This is a genomic window from Pseudomonas sp. 13159349, from assembly GCF_013305685.1.
Taxonomy (GTDB): Bacteria; Pseudomonadota; Gammaproteobacteria; order Pseudomonadales; family Pseudomonadaceae; genus Aquipseudomonas; species Aquipseudomonas asiatica.
On the sequence record NZ_CP045553.1, the window covers coordinates 821,587 to 841,610 of the forward strand.

A 20,024-nucleotide genomic window follows, 5' to 3' on the forward strand; every position below is an offset into this window, starting at 1 on the left:
AGATCACTTCTGATATTGAACTGTCAGGAGCTGGCTGCACAACAGCCATTACGCCCAATCAACTGGTGCAGTCGTCTTCTGAAAATGACAGTTGCCTGCTGAGAGACGGCCGTCCAACAAACCCTGGTTTATTGGACGGTCTGAGCGAGGGGCGTTCAGTTGCAGAAAGCGTGAGCCCATTGAGATTAAATGCAAGCCGGCGCGGCTGAATGCAAGCTCGCTCGCAGCTAATGTGAGCCCGAGGGCTTCGTCAGCCGCAGTTAATCTGAGCTGGAAATTGCATCGATTGCGAGCCCGGCCGTTTTCAAACGCGAGCCGTTACAGCTAGTGAGATCGAACATCTACTGCCGCATCAGTGGATGCTGCGTAATTGCATGGACTTGACCACCCGTTTGCACTCGACTTGACCAGTTGTTTGCATCGAATTTGAACCGCGCACGGGTACGCCCTGACCGGCAGAAATCGACCGACTCTGTTGAAAAAGTCGGTTCGCCCAAACAGCCCGGTCATTGACTGGTTAAAACGCCTTTTTTGCACACTGCTACGTGAAATCTGAGTCCGGAAGCCTCTGCCGAAAGTAAAGATTTCAATCTCGGACGCATACTTTTCTGCTGCGGAAACCATGGTCGACTTTTTTAACAGAATCGGCCAAAAGCGGACGTAGCTAATAGACCACTGCTTTCGGTCAGTGCGCGGTCATGAAAGCAAGTAGCTGGCCGCAGGCACTCCGGATAAGGCCATCAGCGCCCTTCGATTAACTCTCCGAACAACTCCCTGACCTTGACTTTGGCATCCGCCAACGCGACTCGGCCTTCATCGGTAATCTCGTACATGCGTCGCTCACGGCGCCCGGTACGCTCATGGTGCGAGCGCAGATAACCTTTCTTTTCCAGACCGTGCAGCATCGGATACAGCGTGCCCGCGCTAAGCTCGTAGCCGTGGTGTCGCAACTCTTCGATGATGGCCAGCCCGAAGATGGGAGCCTCGGCGGCGTGGTGCAGGATGTGCAGGCGGATCAACCCGCCGTAGAGGTCTTTGTCGGTCATTCGCCGCCTCTCACAGGGCAATGCTCAACAGCCCGCCTAGGATACCGCTGCCCAGCACGACCAGCCACGGCGGCAGCTTCCAGAACATCAACGCCACCAGTGCCACAAGGGCCAGGCCGAAGTCTTGCGGGCCATGAATCGCACTCGTCCACACGGGCTGGTAGAGAGCAGCCAGCAGCAGGCCGACCACGGCCGCATTGATGCCGAGCAGTGCAGCCTGCGTGCGCAGGTTACGGCGCAGGTGTTCCCAGAACGGCAGGGCACCCACCACCAGCAGGAAAGACGGCGCAAAGATCGCCAGAAGGCAGATCAGGCCGCCAAGCCAGCCAGTTGGTGCTTGGTTCATCGAGGCGCCGAGAAAGGCTGCAAAGGTGAACAGAGGCCCCGGCACGGCCTGCGCCGCACCATAGCCCGCGAGGAATGCATCATTGTCGACCCAGCCTGTTGGTACGACCTCAGCTTGCAACAGCGGCAGCACGACATGCCCGCCACCGAATACCAGCGAGCCGGCGCGGTAGAAGGCATCCACCATCGCCAATGTCTGATTCGGGAACACAGCTGCTAGCAACGGCAGCCCCAGCAGAAGAGCAAAGAACAGCGCCAGCCAGAACAGGCCAACGCGACGCCGCACGCTGATCGGCAGTGGATCATGGGCCTCTCCCTGTTGCGGTTTGAACAGCAGCAGGCCGACGATGGCTGCAAGGATGATGACACTCACTTGCCCCCAGGCAGAGGGTATGAGCAGCACGAAGCAGGTCGCCGCCGCCATGATGGAAATACGCGGTGCATCGGGACACAGATTGCGCGCCATGCCCCAGACCGCCTGGGCGACCACTGCCACGGCCACCACCTTCAAACCGTGCAGCACGCCAGCAGGCATGGCATCACCATAACTGGCGATGCCGAGTGCGAAGAGGATCAGGGCAATTGCGGAGGGCAAGGTGAAGCCCAGCCACGCGGCCAGCGCGCCGCGATAGCCAGAGCGCGACAGACCGAGCGCGATACCGACCTGGCTGCTGGCCGGCCCTGGCAGAAACTGGCAAAGGGCGACAAGATCCGCATAGCTGCGCTCGCTCAACCATTGTCGACGCACCACGAACTCATCGCGGAAATAGCCCAGGTGTGCGATTGGGCCGCCGAAGGAGGTGAGCCCCAAGCAGAGGAAGATCAAAAAAACAGCCCAAGGGCTACGGTCAGTCTTGGTGATCTCAGTCATGGTCATTACTTGATCTGTGACAGGGTTGGATGAAATTATCGATGTACGATAGCGTAAATCGATAATTGAGGTCGACCATCATGGAACTCATTCTGATCGGCTTTGCGGCACTGCTGGCTTCAGGGCTGACGTTGCTCTCTGGCTTCGGTCAAGGGACAGCGCTGATGCCAGTATTTGCCCTTTTCTTCCCCTTGCAGCTCGCTATTGCGGCCACCGCCGTGGTGCACTTCGCCAACAATCTTTTTAAGCTCGGGCTGATGGCCCAGCAGACTGATTGGTCGGTTGTGGTGAAGTTCAGCTTGCCGGCTGCCTTCACGGCAACCCTGGGCGCAGGCTCACTGGCGTTCTTCGACCAACTGCCGCGCGTCGGCCCATCTGGACACCATGGTCTTTCAGCATCCGGAACGACGCGGAAAGAACTCCTTGGAAGCTACGCACCAGACTGATGTGCGAACTTCTGGCCGGCGATGTGGGGGTAGATGTTATGCACGCGATGCGGCCGCAGTTCGCACTGCAGATCGACATAGGGCAGATCGCCGCCGATTTGGTGAAAGAGTTCAACAAGACTCCAGCACTCAAAACCTGGGGCTGGATGTGCATCATTGATGGCACGCCGCAGATGATGCCGCCCACATCGTTTTTGTAGCTATTCAGTTACGCCGTGCTTTGAGTGGTCAGATCCAATGCAATTGGCTGGTCAAATCCGATGCCAACAGGTGGTCAAGTGCAATGCAAACGCTTGGTCAAGAGAGGTGCAATTTCCCAGGATGCCTGGCTGATCTACGCAAGGCGTATTCCCCGTACGCTTACGCAGCTAAGCGCTCAAGGTGCAGTTGTTCGAGAGCTTCAATTTCTTCGCCTTGTTCTTTGTGCAGAGCTAGCTGTCGCTGAGTGCTGGCATCCAGCAACGTTTCAGTTTGCGCTATAGCTTTTTTGCTCTCGATGAGTAGGAGGAGGAGCACGACAATTAGAATGAGCGACGCACCTAAAACGAAGAGAAGGCAGCTGTGAATCAGGGTTGGATCGATAGTGGTGCTCAACGCAGATAGACCTCGGTAATCTCAGGGCGGAAATGGCCTAGTTCCTGTGAGACCACCTCCAAGGCTTGTTTCCGTGGGAGATGACGTTGTAGCGAAGCCATTCGCTCTTGAGCGTACGTGTGGCGTAATCCATGTGCGCCATTTGACCAGCCGAGAGCTTCCTTCGAGGCAGTGCTGACGCTTTTGCTCCAAGGCTGGCCGCCGCCAATTGCATAGAATTGCTGGTAGTTGATGCCGCGATCCGTTACGCCCCGTGGTGCCGCCAGCCGGGTCCTTTCTAATCGTTGAGCCAGTGGAATCGGGATACGCACCTCGCGAACTAGTCCACCTTTACCGTGAACGGTGTAGCTGATCGTAGTTTCCCGAATTCCTGCAAATTTCATCCCGTGCGTTGGACGTTCATCCGCTACACGGCGATGAGTTCTTTGGAGACTCAGCAATTCATGAGCACGGAGACCCGCTGCGTATGCAATCTCTGTCGCAAGCGAGTTGTGAGGAGCTTGCCGAGAGGCGATCAGCGTCATCTGCTCGCGGTTATATGCTCGTGTTTGGTTGGCCAAACGGCGACCCAAAGTCGGGTGCTGCTTCGTGCTGGTGCGAGCGGTCGCGCTGCTTTTAATTACTTCCAGAGACCGGCCTATCGGCAGTTGTAGGGTGACGTGTTGCATCATGGCCTGGAGAGCCTGACGCTCCATATCGAGTGTTTTCTGACCCACGGTCGTCGCCCTTTGCTGGAGGTAGCTAATCGCGCGATCAGGGGTCATTTCGCGGAGGCTGCCTAAGCGATGCTGCTGTAGGTAAGCGGTGATGCGTACCAACCGCTGCTCGTAGTTACGGACAGTGCCCACGGATCGAATTTGGGTGCCCTGGAGCTTTTTCATCACGGATGCAGCTTGCGTTGTAGGCTTGGCAAACTTAGCCACTCAGGCGATTCCGATGTAGCCATCGGTGCACTGTAGAGCGTTGAATCTTGATACCTCTTTCCGCTATCCAGCGTTGCAGTTCGGTGCCATTGCAGCCTGCTGAATCAAGCTGCAACAGCTCGTATTTATAGTTATCCAACAATGAGCGACGCTGGGCATAAGTTCGGGGTTTTCTCCGAATCCTTGATTCGGCCTTGAGGCGTGCAGTAATGCTCTGCGCATCGAATTCGCTCATGGGATTCTCTCTATCAGGTGTAAGAACTCCTGACCGTTGCCGGTTCAGCGACACACCATCCGGAGATGGTTCGTTGTGTGCCTGTTCGCCCCCTGCGGATTCCACGCCATCCGGCCACCCAGTCCACGCTCATCTGGCCAGGCATTCCACGGCCATCTGGCCACCTGTTCCACGGCCATCCGGCCGGGCAGTCGGAGCGCAGCGACGCAGGGGTGGCATTGTTAGTCCGGGTTGGCTGGCGTCGTCAATTTCTGCGTCCGTTTGCGCATTGATTCACCCTTCAGATTGATCCGATAAGCGTTGTGCACCAGGCGGTCGAGGATGGCATCGGCCAGGGTCGGATCGCCGATCAGTTCGTGCCAGTTGTCCACCGGCATCTGGCTGGTGACGATGGTCGAGCGCTGGCCGTAACGGTCGTCCAGTAGCTCCAGCATGTCGCGCCGTTGCTCGCCGGTGAACGGGGCCAGGCCCCAGTCGTCGAGGATCAGCAGGTCGGTCTTGGCGTAGCTGCTCATCAGCTTGGCGAAGCGGCCGTCGCCATGGGCCAGACCCAGTTCTTCCAGCAAACGTGGCAGGCGCAGATAGCGCACGCTGTAGCCCTCTCGGCAGGCCTGGTGGGCCAGGGCACAGGCCAGCCAGGTTTTACCGACACCGGTGGGGCCGCCGATGATCAGGTTGAGGCCGTCGCTCAGCCACTGGCCACTGCTCAGTTGCAAGATCAGCGCCTTATCAAGTCCGCGCGGGCTGCGGTAGTCGATGTCTTCGAGGCAGGCGTTGTGCTTGAGCCGGGCCTGGCGCAGACGGCTGCTCAGGCGCTTGTCGTCGCGTTCAGTCAGCTCGCGGTCGACCAGCAGGCCGAGGCGTTCCTCGAAGCTCAGGCTGTCGATGTCCGGGGTTTTCAGTTGCTCGGCGAGTGCCTTGAGCATGCCGGTCAGGCGCAGGGTCTGGAGCTTGTCCAGGGTCGGATGGGGCAGCATGGTGGGATTCCTTGGGGTCAGTGGTAGTAGCCGGGGCCGCGCAGGTTGGCGTGGTCGTCTGGCAGTAGAGGCAGGTTGGCTTGAGCCAGTGGCAGGTTTTCCAGCCCCTGGCGCAGGATCGATTCGAGGCTCTTGTAGCTGCACGCGCCGAGGCTGAGGGCGCGTCGGCAGGCCAGCTCCAAGCGCACTTCGCCATGGGTCTTGCCCAGGCGCAGGATGCCCAGGCAGGCCCGGTAGCCGTGAGTCGGGTGGATGCGCCGTTCGAGGATGTGGCTGATCACGCCGGCGGTGTTCGGCCCGGTCTGCTCAGCCCAGCGGATCAGCCGTTGTGGCGTCCACTCGGCGTGCTCGCGATGGCTCTTGGGCATGTGCTCGGTCTGCGTGCTGTGCCTGCCCTTGTGCATTGAGCGCAGGTGGCTGGCCACTCGCTGGTTGGCGTGGAAACACTCGACGGTGCGCGCCGTCAGCCGTACTTCCAGTTGCTTCTTCACCAGTTGGTACGGCACCGAGTAGTAATGCCCATCGACCTCGACGTGGTAGTCGATGTGCACCCGCGCCTTCTTCCACTCGGCGTAGACGTAGGGTTGCTCCGGCAGGGGGCGCAGCGCTGGACGATCCAGGGCTTCGAAGGCCGACTGCCGGGAGCCCGGCAGCTTGCGAAACGGTCGTCGGTTGAGCCGCTCCAGCAATAAGGCGATGGCGCTGTTGAGTTCATCCAGGGAGAAGAACTGGCGGTTCCTCAGCGCGGCGAGGATCCAGCGCTCGACCACCTGCACGCCGACCTCGGCCTTAGCCTTGTCGCGCGGCTTACGCGCCCGCGCCGGCACCACCGCCACGCCATAGTGCTCGGCCAGATCGCGGTAGCTCGGGTTGATGTCCGGCTCGTAGCGATGACTCTTACTCACCGCGCTGCGCAGGTTGTCCGGCACCACGATCTCCGGCACGCCGCCGAGGAAGGCGAAGCAGCGGACATGGGAGCCCAGCCAGTCCGGCAACTGCTGCGACCAGGTCGCTTCGGCGAAGGTGTAGCTGGAGGCGCCGAGTACCGCGACGAACACCTGCGCCTGGCGGATCTCGCCGCTATAGCGGTCGATCACCGGCACCGTCTGCCCGGCGTAGTCGACGAACAACTTCTCGCCAACGCGATGTTCCTGGCGCATCACCACGTCCAGCTTGCCCTGCCAGGCTCGGTAGTGCTCACAGAACCAGCTGTACTGAAAGCCCTGCGGCTGGCTCAGACGGTACTCCTGCCAGAGCAGCGCCAGGGTTACGCCGGGGCGGCGCAGTTCGGCATGCACCCATGCCCAATCGGGTAAAGGCCGCTTCTCACTGGCAACCGCCGGGGCCGGCGGGAACAGTTGCTGCTCCAACTCGGCATCGGACAGCGAACAGGGCCAGGTGAGGCCGCTGGCGGCAAAACGATTGAGGTAGTCGCCGACGGTGACACGACCGACCTGCACGCTGACCGCAATCTGGCGAGCCGATAGTCCGACCTCGAACTTGAGACGTAGTACTTCGCGAATCTTACGCATGGATAAACGCTCCACGACGACCTCTCTGCTTCGAAAAAGAGGTCGATGGTAGTGAAGAAATCCTGCGTAGCTGCCTACCCGGTTGGGTGGCCGGATGGCCGTGGAATCAGTGGCCGGATGCGCGTGGAATGGGTGGCCGGATCACCGTGGAATCGGTGGTCAGATGCTCATGGAATGGGTGGCCAGATGACCGTGAAATCCGCACCCCCCTTAGCATGAGATGCAGGCGGGGACTGTTCACGCCTACTCGGATTCTCCGAGTGAGTTCCTGAGTGTCCGCTCAGGTTCGGCTGCCATTGGGTCTGGCTGACCATGTTGGGTTGTCTTCACTCCTCAAGTGATTGGTCGTTGATGGTCCCGATACGTAGTCGGCGTTGGGCCGGGCACACACGCGATGACGCAGGTGTGGCCGATGGGCTAATGCCCGCGATGACGCAGGCTGAGCCCCCTGCCACTGTCGCAACCCACGAATCACACGGGTAACGACTGCCGGGCAGTGCGGTTTGGTTCCTGATCAGCTTACGAAAACGGGGGCGGGCAAACAACGCAACTGCGCTGCGTTGTATTTGTTGCGCGAAATCAAACCGGTCGATGGTGCCCGCTATGTAGCGCGACGTTTACGAGCGTTACATAGCGGGCACGGGGCGCGAGCAGAACCAGTAGCAGTAACTACATAGGGTTCGGTAGAACCGAAGCCAGTGGATTCATAGGATCGATACGTATCCTTTATCACTGGAGTGATGTGACGATGAAATTCGCGATTTTTTTGGACTGGGTTCAGGTGCGTATGCCATTCCTTACCAGGTGGGCGGGTCGGCTGGGATTGCTCCTAGGCCCCGTTCTTTGCGTTCTGCATCTGATCGCCGCATCAATTTTTCCACCATACGGGCAACTCGTACTCGCCCAATATGATGCGGTCCAGCTCACCGGAAGCCTCTTAGCCGCTCCGACTGCGCAGTATTTCATTCTGTTGGGCGTGGTCTTCGGTGTCCTGTGGGTATTCCTTTGGGCTGTCCGGTGTGCCTTGGCTCTGCGTAGTTGGATCATCTGTCGGCGGGCGGCATGATGAGCATTGGCACGGCTGAGGATTTCGCCGGATTCAATTGGGTATTCGGGCTGTGGGAAAACGTTGCGTTGACGATCCTGACTGCCACCGAGCCGCTATTTGTTGCATTCAACGAAACCAGCAACGCGCTTATCGTTGCGGTTGGTTTTGGGTGGATGCTGCTTGTTGCATTGCGCGTGGGACAGGGCGCGGCGCGAACGTTGTTGTCCGGAATTATGATTTTCCTGGTTGTAGCGTACGGAATGAGACCGGTGACCGTAACCCTTCCAAGCGGAGCAACGGTCCGGTTGGTTGAGGCTCAGGCGGTGCCGCTCAGTTTCGTGATGACGATTCACAAAATCTACAGACAGGCTTTTGATCAGGTTCTTAGTGATCAAACAGTGGCAGGGACAATCGTCCCCGCGCAGTCCGCGATTGACAACATGGTAGGTCGATCAGCCGAAGTGTTTGCCGGCAGTGATTTGGCTCGGTTGATTAGAGATTACAACGCTAGTTGTGCCCCGGCGCCGGCGGAGCTTGCCGGTCCCGAGCACGCGGCCAAAGTCGAAGCTTTGCAGTCTATAGGGCTGCTCGGCGGTGGTGGCTTGGGGATACCGGATGAAGAAGTCGGCGTGATAGCACAAGCACGCACCGCTATTGGCGGCGCGTGGACATATGTGTTCGGTTCAGCCGAAGAAAATGGAGGTTGGGGAGCTTATCTGTTAGGCGGCGGGGCTGCCCGAGCTAGTCTGGGTCAGGTGCTTGACCAGAGAGCTATCCAGTCGCGTCGTGAGGCCGGTATTCGTGCTCTTGAATCTGCCGGGCCGTTCATGGGGGACCGCTATGCCCTGCCAACGCAAGCGCATTGGGCCGCCAAGCTTGCAGGGGAATCTCAAGCTACGCCGTCTTACTTGTCGATCAGCACAGTGCCAGGGCAGGAGTCGGCTATCGTCGGCGACGATCAAGGAATAATGTTTCGACCCACCAGTTGCATCGAGGCATACAAAATTGCCCAGATGGGCGCTGAGCAGGCGTATCAGGCGTTGCGCGAGTCGGGTGCGGTTATAGCAGGTGGGCAGAGAGTAAGCGCTGAGGTGGGGGCTGTCAGTACAGCGACAGCTTGGCAGCGATTCATGGCTGGTTCATTGCAGAAAACGGCGGGCCTCTCTCGTGGGGATAGTGAGGTTGCTGGAAGCTTCTTAGCCGCGGCTCAGATGTGGAAGAACTTTAGCGGGTGGCTTGATCTGCAAACGCTGTTACCTGGTTATGTGATCATGTCAGCCTGGTTGTTTTGGATTGTGTTACTCCTCGCGCCGTTCTTCTTGATGCTCGCGCCTCTCAGGGGCGGTAGGATGTTGACCAATTGGCTGTCGCTGCTGATGCTGCCGGTCATCTCCGTCATGACCGCACAGATGATCACTGTTGCGGTGTCCCAGACGGTGGCTGCTGTTGCGGTTGCCCAAGCGGGGGCTGCTAGTGGGTGGTCAGGCGTCGGAGCGGACTATGACGGTCTTCGTGGGTTGATGTCAGCTATTGCAGCTGTATCACTGGGCATTTCCACCTGGATCACTTCGAGTATGCTAGGTGTATCGTTGGGGGGGTTGGCTGGTAGCCTGTCCGGCGCTGTGGCAACTGCCAGCGATGTAGGACGCCTAGGTATGAAAGCGGTTGGGTTTGCCATGATGGGCTCCCGAATTGCTAGCATAGCGGGAGCGGCCTCGACTGGGCGCAGGCGTGGCTCTAAAACTCAGTCGGGCAACGAAACCCCTCCATCCATGCCACCGTCAGCCAATCCGGTTGGGCCTAGCTCGATTCCCACATTTCGGCCCGGTAGCCCTGGTGTGAGATCGCTAAACCCACCGAAAGCCGGACGTTAGAGTTCGGGCAAGGGGGGCGGCGCTGACCGCCCTGGTACAGGTGATGACGTCGCTTTTTGCGGGGCTCATCTGTACAAGCCCTCCATTTCCGAAAGAAACCAACAGATGCATTCGCGGCGCCCTAACAACTCAATTGGGGGCACCGCTTTTGCGTTGCCGAAGCAGTTGGCCGCACAAGCTCGCAACTGCCGTTCCAGTGACTCACCTTTAAGGCTCCTCTGAGATGAGTCACTGGTTCTTCGCCCTGCCATTGGCATGGCGTCGCCAGACCCAATCAAGCCTGCGCCACACCAGTGACTACCCAGCGAAAATCTCCGAAAAACCACTGAGAATCATCGGCGCACCCTCTCGTGCTTTGGGGGACTGTTGATACACCCCGGCTTACCTATGAGATCCGCCACGAACTCCTCGATTCCCACTTGGGGTAGTGAGCATTTTTTTCCGTGGCCCGATGACACCATGCCAAGTGGTGTTTTGCTTCCCCCTCTACTGGGAGAGGAGATGAGCATGAAGACTCTTTTGATCACGGTTGTATGCGCTGGGGGAGGGTATTTGCTGGGAACGAATCGCTTAGTACCTCCATGGCTGGTAATCGGATTGGCAATTTTGGGCGTGGGGTTATGGGCCATTGCCGAGTGGATTGAGCTCCGGGAAGGGAATGACGAGGGCAAACCATGATGTATGCCGATATGAAGGATCTTGCCGTTCTATCTGCAATGTTTCCTTCCTGGAGTTGGAGGCTGGCGGTGAGACGACGGGTATTTGTGGCATCGGAAGGGCCAGTCATCCGACTCTACTGGATGCCAGCCTTGTTGAGCCTTGACGAGTTTCGTGCCCAGCTTTTTGTGAAGGAGCTCAACGCCTTAGGCGCGTCTGGTGGCTCAAGACAGGGGGAGAGGTGATAATGGCAAATTGTTATCAAGGAGTGTGCTGTGTGAAAAAATGGAAACTGGTGATGCTGGCTGTGGCATCCGCCTCCCTTGCCGGGTGCTGGCAGAGCGATTACGCCTTTGAGGGGAAATACTTCGTTGCGGAGGGAGAGGAGTGCGCGCCCCCTACTAGCGCCTCGGATCGCGAGCAATATCTTCTGGATATCACCAAACAGGTCCACGACGGTAAAGCTTTGTACTCGGCCAGATTCCCAATCGCTGCGAAGCTGGGAGCTCCTCTCACCAGCGAACAGAGCGTGACTGCAACAGACGATAATGAGCTGACTTTCCGGTTCAATAAACCTGAAGTTTCCGGAGTGTTTTCAGGAAGCCCGGCAGTGGAAATCATGCTCACCGTCGTGCCTAACAAGAGCAGAAAAGATCATCTCTGGATGAAAAAAGCGACTTTCACTAGCGTTCGAGACGGGAAGGTCATCGAACGAGATTTTTTAGCCAGTCTGAGAGCTGCAAGCAAGGTCGGGGAGTCCGGTGCTTGTTTGAGAAAAGATAGCGTCGCCCTATGATTGGCTAAACATCGGGCTGCCAGAGATAAGGGGGAGCGCCTTGGCGCTCCCTCCGTGTAACAAACCAATCGTGTTGCAGTTCGCTTGAGAGCGGGCAGAAGCCGCGAGCCATTTGGGATTTTCGAGTGATGCGCTAAAGTCCGCTATTTTCGCTCTGTCACTCGGCCAAGATAGTGGCAGTCTGTTTCCCGGTTGAGTATGTCTATAATTTCATCAAGTGCAATTTTTTCATGCAGTCCAATTTTGAAGCTGGCTCCATTGGTATAAAAAAGGTCGGCATGGTCTAAGGGGTGTTTGTGCCCATCTCGTCTGTCGGGGTCATGGTCGAAGCGCAGATATCCGTCTTCTGCATCAAGTAGCTCGGCCAGAACAGGCCAAAAGTCATTTGAAGCCCCACCCTGGCTTTCGAAATGTTCCGCTAGAGTCCACTCATTGATCAAGCCATTATTTTTCAGAAGTGATGCTATCAGTAGTATTTCTGAGGATAGCCTACTATCAATATCAATGCCGGAGATGGTTTTTACGGTAAATGAGCCTGCATCGGCTTCAACCCTAAATGGAAAGGCTACGGAAAAAGTTTTAGGGCCGCTGGAGTAAAATAGTCTACTCATTCTGGAGTTGTGGATGTGGATTTCTGCGGCAGTAATAGCTTCATGCGGTGGAAAGTAGTTGATGATTACTTTTATTGAGTCCATCCATAGTCTCAAAATATCAAACCTGCTGCGTATGGCCTTAGTGAAAGCTTCAGTCTGATATTGGTCCACTTTGAAAATATTTACCGTCATGCCGAGCTATTCCGACGTAAGCTTACGGGCAAGCTTGTGGATCTCGACTTTAGATGCATCAGGATCGAGGAGAGACTTCATTGCACTGAGATAACGAGCGACTTGAGATTCAGGTGTGCCCAGTTCTGTGAGAATGTCTAACGCGAGATCATCGAAAGATTTAAGTCTGCCATGCCATTTGACGGAGGCTCTAATTCGATCTTGTTCTTCAGCTGGTGGCGGCATGACTCTCAATACACCGCTTTCGGAGATCTTTTCTAGACCTTCCTGAATCCTGTCGAGCGTTTGATTCATAGCCCCATTCGGGACTAAAAAATACGTCTTAAGGAAGGACCTCGTAATTGCCATGTAGAGTGCATTTCGATGATTGAATGACTCCGAGAGGTGGGAGGTTACGCAGATTACAAATGGGAACTCTAAGCCCTTCACATGGTTAGTGTTGCTGAGGAAAAGCTCTCCATCTTTGCTTGGATTACCAGATTCATAGGCTTTGTTAACAGGCCAGCCGACTTCTCTAGGTATGATCTGAGCAAGCATGTCAGACATTTCGTAAATTGCTTTTCCTTTGTCGATCATGATAATACCGACATCATTTGCAGTTACGTTGGGGTACTGTCTTTTTATATCTCTTATGCATTCTATGATTTGCAGGCAGCTTTGCTGACGATACTCTCCATTTAAGCGAATTAAGTCTACGCTTCTGCTTTCTTGAGATATGTCTTCAAATCTGCTGATAGGCTCGCGCTTGAGAATTAGCTCTCCCGTGTGCGGATCGGTATGGTTTTGGTAGCCGCAAGCATCTAAATCGTCGTTGTCTAGCCAGTTAAGTTTCCGGTCTTCGAAGTATCCCATAGCTAGCGCCTGTGCGAACATAAGCGTAGTGGGTGCCGTGCGGTAGCACTTGCTAAGTGTAAATTCCGCCTTAGCTCCGGCGTTTTTTCTTTCGTCGAAAATGCTTTGGAATATGTCGCCGGCTATGAATAGAGAGTTTTTTGTTGCCAGTTCGCATAGCACAAAGAAACTCTCGGGGAAATCTTGACTTTCATCGATCAGCATGTAATCGAACGCATATACTCCGTCCGTTCCACCTTTCGCTTTCAGTGCTTCTAAAGACAGTGAGCAAGCTCGGTCAAAATCCATGGAGCGTGACCAGGGGTGGCAGGGGATATCGTACGCGCTGCAAATAGCTGCGTATGCGCCGGAATATGGCTGGCCAGATGAACCCCATGCATGAACACAAAGAAGCCTATGGTTCCATTCAATCTGCTGCTCAACCTTCATGAAGTTAAAGAACTTCGGGATTCTTGCTCGAAGGTTAGCGGCAAGAATTTTGTTGTGGCACGTGACAGCAATTTTGGAACTGTCATCGGCAACGTAGAGCTCTTTAAGCTTGTGAAGCAGTAACTCAGTTTTGCCGGTCCCTGAGAGACCTTGTATGCGGACTTCTTTTTGTTTCAAGTCTTGATATACGAAGCGAGTCTGATCTCCATCGAAAAGCAAAATATTACGCTTAATTCGATCGAGGTCATTTTCAGGTACTTCTACACCGACACGTTCGATGTCGTTAATGCTGCCGGTGGCTAATGAAACAAGCAATTCTGAAAGGCGTTGTTCTTCTGGATTGTCTAGTTCCGACGCTTCAAGGTATTCTGCTATTGATAGATTTTCGGCGTTTGGCTTCTGAGAGGTTAAAACATTTTGCCAGCGCTTCGGTCGACCGATTTTTTCTTTGTAGTTGAATTTTGTTGAGATGTAGCCAATATCCTCAACGAAATCATCGGCATATTCTGATAGGGTGTTTTCGTCTGTGCTGCAACTTGCGAATACGATCTTTCGTTTTGGGATTAATATGGCGAAACATTTGTCTGATTCGTAGTTGCCTTTGACTTCAATCAGTGGCTTGTCGATGATGTAGCACTGTACGAATTTTTGTGCGCACCAATCGGCCAGCTCATGCAGAAAACCTTCAATTTCTGCGCTTGCCTCAATGCTACTGAAGATATAACTGCTCATATTTTTCTCTGTTCTGGATGGCGCTTGAGCGAGGGGTGGTGCTTTTTACTGAGTACTCAAGCTAGGTCGTGAACGGATGATGGCCCAACCTTGGGCCACCGGCAAGGAAAGCAGCTGTTACCGGCGGTGTCTCAGCTCTACCTACAGGCTCACCAGCTCGGATATCACCGTGAGGATGCTTTGTCCTTTGTCCTACCGCTGAGAGCGCCGAAGGTAGCCCTCAATCGCATTCCCTTGTGAAGACGAGCCCGAGCCCGAGCTGAGTACCTAGATGAGTGCCTTTTTGCATATTCAAACTGAATTCAACGCCTGATTCTCTGGCGTTGAGCTAGCTGATTCGACTCCTGTCTCCGGCACCAGATCTTGTTGGCACGATGCAGGTTTTCCTGGCTTCGGCTCCTCCAAAAATGCCCGCCTTGTGCGGGCATTTTTGTTTCTGCCACATTCTGTTTTTGGCTGATCAGGCTACCTTCTGCCCTGCATTTTGGCCGAGTGAATGGTTAGCTGCTTTTCACTTCCGGTTGCACGGGTTTCAAGATAATGGATGGCTGGCATTTGGCTTTCGCCCCGTGTTTTCGGGGTGTTGGGCAAAATTCTTTTAGATAGTGTTTTCACCGGTTAGAGATATCTCAGATGGCCTGCCTGGTCACCATAGCCAGCAGACACTCCGCATTACCCTGTGGGAGCGGGTTCACCCGCGAACACCGGCGAAGCCGGTGCCATTCACTGAGGTGCTTTCTTCCCGGATAACCCAGTCCTCCAGGGATAGCCTCAGGCCAAGGGGGCATGCCATACCTGAAAAGGCAACTGTCGTGCTCAATACGAAAATGGATGGCGTGATCCCTGTGGGAGCGGGCGTGCCCGCGAACACGGGCGAAGCCCGTGCCATGCACCGAGATGCTGACTCGCCGTAGGCGCGTAGAAAGAACAGTGCCAATGCAATTTTCACCAGCGACCCTATGGTACGAGCCCTGAAAACCACGGCAATGATTTTTGGCGGATCTCCCCAAGCTGATAGCTCGCATGTTCCCGACCCATGTGATGGACGCCGATTCCAGTACACCGCTTTCGTGTGCCGGACGCTCCTCTTTTCTTTGCGGTCCTGCAGCAACCTATCCACTTGGCCAACTATTGCGCCAACCTGTGCCCGTCTCATTCTTCTGGAAAGAGACGGGCACTTCTACCACTGCTGCAGCCCTGATCGCACAAGGCTTTGCGGCATTCCCCCTCGTGACAATCGGCGTGACAAACGCCGATGTCACCAGCAACAGCGCTGTAGATGATGGTGCCGCAGACCAAGGAATGGACTGCACCTGACTGACAGTCAGGCATGCCCCGGTCATCGCATTGCTGCTTGCACATGGCTCAGGATCTTCAGGCGCAGGTCTCGTCAGCCAGTGCTGCCTCCACCCGCCCACCGGTAACGGTGTTCAGGAGGCCAGATCATGAGATGCCCTTGCTCCCGGACGTAAGGAGCCGCCAGTCCCGCGTAGTGGACATCCCCACAGGTCGCAGGGGCCTTGATCCCTGATAACACTCAGCATTCTTGGCGGGATGACGTGGGGAACGTTTCAATGGCTTTGGCATTTGAGAGCCGGGACATGGCCGTATCGACGTGGTGTCGACTTACATTGGCGGTCGAGCATGAGCCAACCATCTGGTATGGAACGGTTCCTAGCCGAAGCTCTGACCGGGTCACACGCCAACACCATCTCCGTCAGGCGGAGGCTATCCAACAGCAGTCTTTGCCGAGCTGCAATAGCGACAATCCATAGCCGTGGAAAAGAAAAAACCTTGCGTGATTCTAAAATACCACCTAAATCAGCACTCCGACTCGAAGCGTTATTACTATTTGCTGACTATGTAACCACTCACCAATCGCCTAGGCGAATCATGGCAGTTCAAGCGCTAAGCGAAGGTCAGAAAACGGAGTGGAATGGATGGCAGGTGAGCAACGGGAAAGGCCCGCGACTGCCTTTGATGGGCATTGGCGACAGAGCAACTTATTGTGCTATAAGTAAAAACATGCAGGCTGCTTTGAAATACTTTTCCTGCTAAACGCAAATGCGGATGAAAATTGGGGAGCGAGGGATATGCCATTAAGTTACGAACAATATCAAGATGAAGTGACTTCCGACATACTTAACGTTCTCGGCCAGGCCGCATGCCAGCCCATCTTATTTGTCGGATCCGGCTTTTCAAAAAGATACTCTAATGGGCCGAACTGGGAGGAACTGCTAAAAATCTTAGCTTCGAGATGCCCAAACATCAGCTTAGACTTAGCCTACTACAAGCAGAAGAACAAAAGTCTAGTTGAAATTGGAAGTATATTTTCTGACTGCTTTCGTGAGTGGGCGTGGACTGAAGGTAAAAATGAATTTCCTGCAGAGTACTTCTCTGAAGAATACCCTTCTGACATCTTTATAAAGCATACAATTGTAACAATTCTTAATGGAATGGGACCAAGCGAAGCTGGCTCCTATGGCACAGATGATTTAGATGCTGAAATAGCTGCCCTACAGGCCATGAGTCCGCACGCACTCATCACCACCAACTACGACCAGCTATTAGAGCTGATTTTTCCAGATTTCGAGCGCGTTGTAGGCCAGCAGGTGCTGAGCAAACCTTACTTATCAGTTGGCGAAATATTTAAGATACACGGATGTATTTCTGACCCTTTATCACTTGTGTTGACCGAAGAAGACTATCAAGTTTTTGAGGCAGACAAAAAGTACTTGAGCGCAAAGTTGCTCACATACTTCGCAGAGCACCCTCTTCTATTTGTTGGATACCGAGCTGAAGATCAAAATATAAAAAGCATATTATATGACGTCACTCGAATGTTTAAAGCAAGCCAGGCTTTAACTCCAAATATATACATATTGGAGTGGGATAAAGACATAAATGAATCGTCTTATCCAGCTCGTGAAAGAATTATCAACGTCGGAGAAGATGTGACAATTCGCGTGAAAAGCATTACAGCTTCTTCCTTCGAGTGGGTGTTTAAGGCTTTCGGAAATAATGGAACCCTAGAGCAGATTAACGTGAAATTACTTCGGGCATTAATGGCTCGGGCCTTCAACCTAGTGAGGAGGGATACACTGGCAAAAGAGGTAGAAGTAAATTTCTCCATGCTAGAACATGCCGTAGAGAGTGATGAAAACTTCGCCAAAATTTTGGGAATCACATCTCTTGATGGGCCTGCCAGTGTGAACGCCAATTATCCTTACACCCTTCAGTTAGTCGCGGAGAAGCTTGGATTTAGTAGCTGGAATGGTGCACACAAGCTAATTGAAATATTGGAGCAAATGACAGGTTTTGATATGAAAAACTCCGACAACCCATACCACTTCAAATTAAAAACCGGAAAGTCGGAGAGTAGCTTTACTAGGAAATACTCGGAAGCTGCTGTCATCTTGCTTGGAAAGGTTCAGTCTGGCGAAAGCTTCAAATTGGCTCCAGGTTGCTTGGCCTAGCATTCAAAGCCTGCGTCTTCTTAATTTCTCACAAAATTCGGATTACGAGATTTGTACTTTTAGTTTTTGTATCGTCGAGATTAGTCGTGGGGTTGTAGCGCCTATCGCAATCGACGGCGACCGCCTCATGACAATGAGCTCAAGGCACCTAATTCAGCAAGGGCAATTCAATCCAAATGATGTCTCTTCGCCACCAAGCGGGGAAATTTCACATCCAAACGCAGTTGACACAAACAGTGTCGCGTCAGCAGGTGATACTTATCTCAATTCCAACTCAAGATGTTTATAGAAGGCAGCAGATTTAGTCGAAGACATTCAGTAGTAATTGCGAGCCAAATGGACAGAGCATACATCAATAACGGTCAACTCCTTATGCAAAAAACGTCACCTCCGACAAAATATAAAGAACTAGACATCGAAGAGAAGATTCTAGGCGACCAACGATTTTTAGATTTAAGAACCTATTTCAACTTTGATTTCTCTATATTTTTCAACTCCCCTGCAACAGCACAACAAGAAGGCAGTGGAACTCATAGCTTTAAAAAATTCAAAAAAGACCAAGAGAAAAAGAAGTCAGAGCTCGCGCGAGCTATATTCAAAACAGAAAAATTTTTAAGTCCAGGAAAAGATATTGAGACACATGCCAGCTTTCTCATGCAACTACCAAAAAGCCACTTTAATTTTGAGCTGCTATCAAAACACATTAGAAAGTTTGAGGGTTACGCAAAAAGTTGCATTAACAGAAAAGACGCGAATGCTCAATCACTTGCTTCAATCGCAGTCCCAGCACTGATCCAACCATTGTATCATTGGTCAGAGGCACTGAATGATGATCAGCGAAAGTCTTTAATGTTGCAATTCGAAGAACTCATCCACAATATCAATAGAGTTCTTCCACCTGCAACAATTACTTCTGGTTCAGCAGAATTTAAAAGCTATATTCTATTTGCTTATATGGTTACTGCTGAAATCCTGACGCACGGATTATCCAGTGCAATATTAGCATATAATTTGGTTTACTTCAGACAGCAAAGCGTATCTACCTGGGCAAATATTCACCCTAGAGAGCGCTTACTATTTTCTGTAATAACGCTACATATTTTTCTGCGCTTTTACAACAAAAGTGACTCTTTCTCGCCAAAATATGGGTTCAGCCATAACACCTTTACTGACTTGCATGCGCTAATGTACGACGCATACGATGCATGTAGTAGCTTGGGGTTAATCACCGCAGGTCAAGTTTTCATGTGGATTGTCGAGCGCATTGAGTCAGAAGCACTAGCTTACAACGACCTTGCAGGCGGCAGGCGCGCATTGAAAGGGCTAACTCCAACAGAAACAAGATCAGTAGTCGAGTTGGTTAAGCGTTTTTCTTCCTATCGAATCCCAGTCACGGTAGAGCGTGTTGAACGCTTTCTCGCTCAATTTGTAACTACTGGAAGAATAAGAGCGGTATTAAAATTACTGAATCATCTAAAATTTTACCCTCTTTGGCAGCTTGGGGAAGCCATGGAGAATATGTTACGTATCGAGTCAAGATCTCATGGAAAAATAGTTGTTGCCCCATTGGGAGATCGAACAGGCAGCACTGCCATAATAAACTATCTGATATCTCACTCCGAATTAACCGGTATAGTGTTTGCTGACGATTTGGCACATGCGATACGCCTAACCGAGGCAGGAGATCGGATATATTTTGTCGATGACTGCACCCTCAGCGGCACGCAGTCTATCCACATTATGCAGGAATTAATGGGCGAACGCGTTTTAAAGCCTCATCACACCAAACATTGCGATACCCTTTCAAAAACTCAGCAAGCAGACGTATGTAAACGGACACTAGTATTTACTTACTGTTTAGCCTGTGACACTGCAATTAACCGTATGAAAGACGAACTCTCAAAGCTTCATGACGGAAAGATTAATTTTGAGATTATTTACGACATTCCAGAACCTTCAAAGTCAAAAGCTTTTACTTCTGCAAGCGCCGTTCCTTGGGAAAGTCAGGCTGAAAGGGATGACCTAAAAGAATATTGTTCTGACGCGGGATATTCAATCCTTGAGAAAATCGCTATAGATAAGGGCTGGAACGAAGAGCGCAGACTGGAAAGTTCTTTAGGCTATTCCGACTTCCAGAGGCTTTTAGTATTCCCATATAGCGTACCTAAAACCACTTTACCTATCCTTTGGAAAGAGGGAGATTCGGGATTCAGGTGGACACCTCTCTTCCCTGTCCTCGATTAGTGGCTGGCAACACTCGGTCAATAGTAGACAGTCAGTCCCAGTAATTTCAACATAGAGACGAACGTTCGAGTTCACCCTGAAATATTCAGGGTGATTCCGATCTGAAGCTTTGAGGTCCGCCTCAACCCTCGGATTGACCACAACCGTAGAGAGTGTCTTCTT

The 20,024-nt window shown here is 53.2% G+C and carries 16 protein-coding genes; 7 read left to right on the forward strand and 9 right to left on the reverse strand.

Going from position 1 to position 20,024, the window contains the following annotated elements; translation table 11 throughout:
• Positions 1 to 740 precede the first annotated feature (740 nt).
• Both GEV38_RS03830 and chrA read right to left on the reverse strand, forming a co-directional pair.
• Complete coding sequence (locus GEV38_RS03830; RefSeq protein ID WP_009405714.1) at positions 741 to 1,046, reverse strand: PadR family transcriptional regulator; 306 nt, start codon at positions 1,044 to 1,046, stop codon at positions 741 to 743.
• Between the two features lie 10 nt (positions 1,047 to 1,056).
• The gene (chrA, locus tag GEV38_RS03835; RefSeq protein WP_029380191.1) at positions 1,057 to 2,262 is read right to left on the reverse strand and encodes a chromate efflux transporter; all 1,206 of its coding nucleotides are present in this window, start codon (positions 2,260 to 2,262) and stop codon (positions 1,057 to 1,059) included.
• Positions 2,263 to 2,342: 80 nt separating this feature from the next.
• Here chrA and GEV38_RS27560 point away from each other — a divergent pair, with 80 nt between their 5' ends.
• Together GEV38_RS27560 and GEV38_RS03840 are read left to right on the forward strand one after the other, a co-directional pair.
• Entirely contained in the window at positions 2,343 to 2,708 is a 366-nt protein-coding gene (locus GEV38_RS27560) for a hypothetical protein (RefSeq protein ID WP_013970866.1), read from the forward strand.
• Positions 2,708 to 2,908 carry a hypothetical protein gene (locus GEV38_RS03840; protein WP_016711371.1) on the forward strand — a complete coding sequence of 67 codons (201 nt, stop codon included), beginning with the start codon at positions 2,708 to 2,710 and terminating at the stop codon, positions 2,906 to 2,908. Before GEV38_RS27560 ends, GEV38_RS03840 begins: the two co-directional genes overlap by 1 nt.
• A gap of 160 nt (positions 2,909 to 3,068) precedes the next feature.
• On the opposite strand, the gene GEV38_RS03845 is transcribed toward GEV38_RS03840, so the two are convergent.
• The 5 genes from GEV38_RS03845 to istA form a co-directional block, all read right to left on the reverse strand.
• Positions 3,069 to 3,302: a hypothetical protein gene (locus tag GEV38_RS03845; RefSeq protein WP_157765889.1), complete on the reverse strand. Its 234-nt coding sequence runs from the start codon at positions 3,300 to 3,302 to the stop codon at positions 3,069 to 3,071.
• Positions 3,299 to 4,225, reverse strand: coding sequence for a site-specific integrase (locus GEV38_RS03850; RefSeq protein WP_247846873.1), 927 nt, complete (start codon positions 4,223 to 4,225; stop codon positions 3,299 to 3,301). Before GEV38_RS03850 ends, GEV38_RS03845 begins: the two co-directional genes overlap by 4 nt.
• Positions 4,218 to 4,460, reverse strand: a complete 243-nt coding sequence (locus tag GEV38_RS03855; RefSeq protein ID WP_099593658.1) for a hypothetical protein — start codon at positions 4,458 to 4,460, stop codon at positions 4,218 to 4,220. The genes GEV38_RS03850 and GEV38_RS03855 overlap by 8 nt, the downstream gene beginning before the upstream one ends.
• A 221-nt stretch (positions 4,461 to 4,681) precedes the next feature.
• Positions 4,682 to 5,437, reverse strand: coding sequence for an IS21-like element ISPpu7 family helper ATPase IstB (istB, locus tag GEV38_RS03860; RefSeq protein ID WP_074198791.1), 756 nt, complete (start codon positions 5,435 to 5,437; stop codon positions 4,682 to 4,684).
• 17 nt (positions 5,438 to 5,454) lie between these two features.
• A complete protein-coding gene (gene istA, locus GEV38_RS03865) occupies positions 5,455 to 6,969 on the reverse strand; it encodes an IS21 family transposase (protein ID WP_074198792.1) in 1,515 nt (504 codons plus the stop codon).
• A gap of 1,062 nt (positions 6,970 to 8,031) precedes the next feature.
• On the opposite strand from istA, the gene GEV38_RS03870 reads away from it, so the two are divergent.
• Positions 8,032 to 9,891, forward strand: a complete 1,860-nt coding sequence (locus GEV38_RS03870) for a hypothetical protein (RefSeq protein WP_225521601.1) — start codon at positions 8,032 to 8,034, stop codon at positions 9,889 to 9,891.
• A gap of 934 nt (positions 9,892 to 10,825) precedes the next feature.
• On the forward strand, positions 10,826 to 11,344 hold the full coding sequence (locus GEV38_RS03875) for a hypothetical protein (protein ID WP_173895566.1): 519 nt from the start codon (positions 10,826 to 10,828) through the stop codon (positions 11,342 to 11,344).
• 143 nt (positions 11,345 to 11,487) lie between these two features.
• Here the strand turns inward: GEV38_RS03875 and GEV38_RS03880 are convergent, their stop codons facing one another.
• Both GEV38_RS03880 and GEV38_RS03885 read right to left on the reverse strand, forming a co-directional pair.
• Positions 11,488 to 12,129 (reverse strand): hypothetical protein, encoded by a 642-nt coding sequence (locus GEV38_RS03880; protein ID WP_099593652.1) that lies wholly within the window; start codon positions 12,127 to 12,129, stop codon positions 11,488 to 11,490.
• 6 nt (positions 12,130 to 12,135) lie between these two features.
• Positions 12,136 to 14,142, reverse strand: a complete 2,007-nt coding sequence (locus GEV38_RS03885) for an ATP-binding domain-containing protein (protein WP_173895574.1) — start codon at positions 14,140 to 14,142, stop codon at positions 12,136 to 12,138.
• Between the two features lie 1,023 nt (positions 14,143 to 15,165).
• Here GEV38_RS03885 and GEV38_RS27565 point away from each other — a divergent pair.
• From GEV38_RS27565 to GEV38_RS03900, 3 genes are all read left to right on the forward strand, one after another.
• Positions 15,166 to 15,459 carry a hypothetical protein gene (locus GEV38_RS27565; RefSeq protein ID WP_239688263.1) on the forward strand — a complete coding sequence of 98 codons (294 nt, stop codon included), beginning with the start codon at positions 15,166 to 15,168 and terminating at the stop codon, positions 15,457 to 15,459.
• A gap of 776 nt (positions 15,460 to 16,235) precedes the next feature.
• On the forward strand, positions 16,236 to 17,618 hold the full coding sequence (locus GEV38_RS03895) for an SIR2 family protein (protein ID WP_081013932.1): 1,383 nt from the start codon (positions 16,236 to 16,238) through the stop codon (positions 17,616 to 17,618).
• Between the two features lie 336 nt (positions 17,619 to 17,954).
• A complete protein-coding gene (locus tag GEV38_RS03900) occupies positions 17,955 to 19,862 on the forward strand; it encodes a hypothetical protein (protein WP_152976797.1) in 1,908 nt (635 codons plus the stop codon).
• Positions 19,863 to 20,024: the final 162 nt, after the last annotated feature.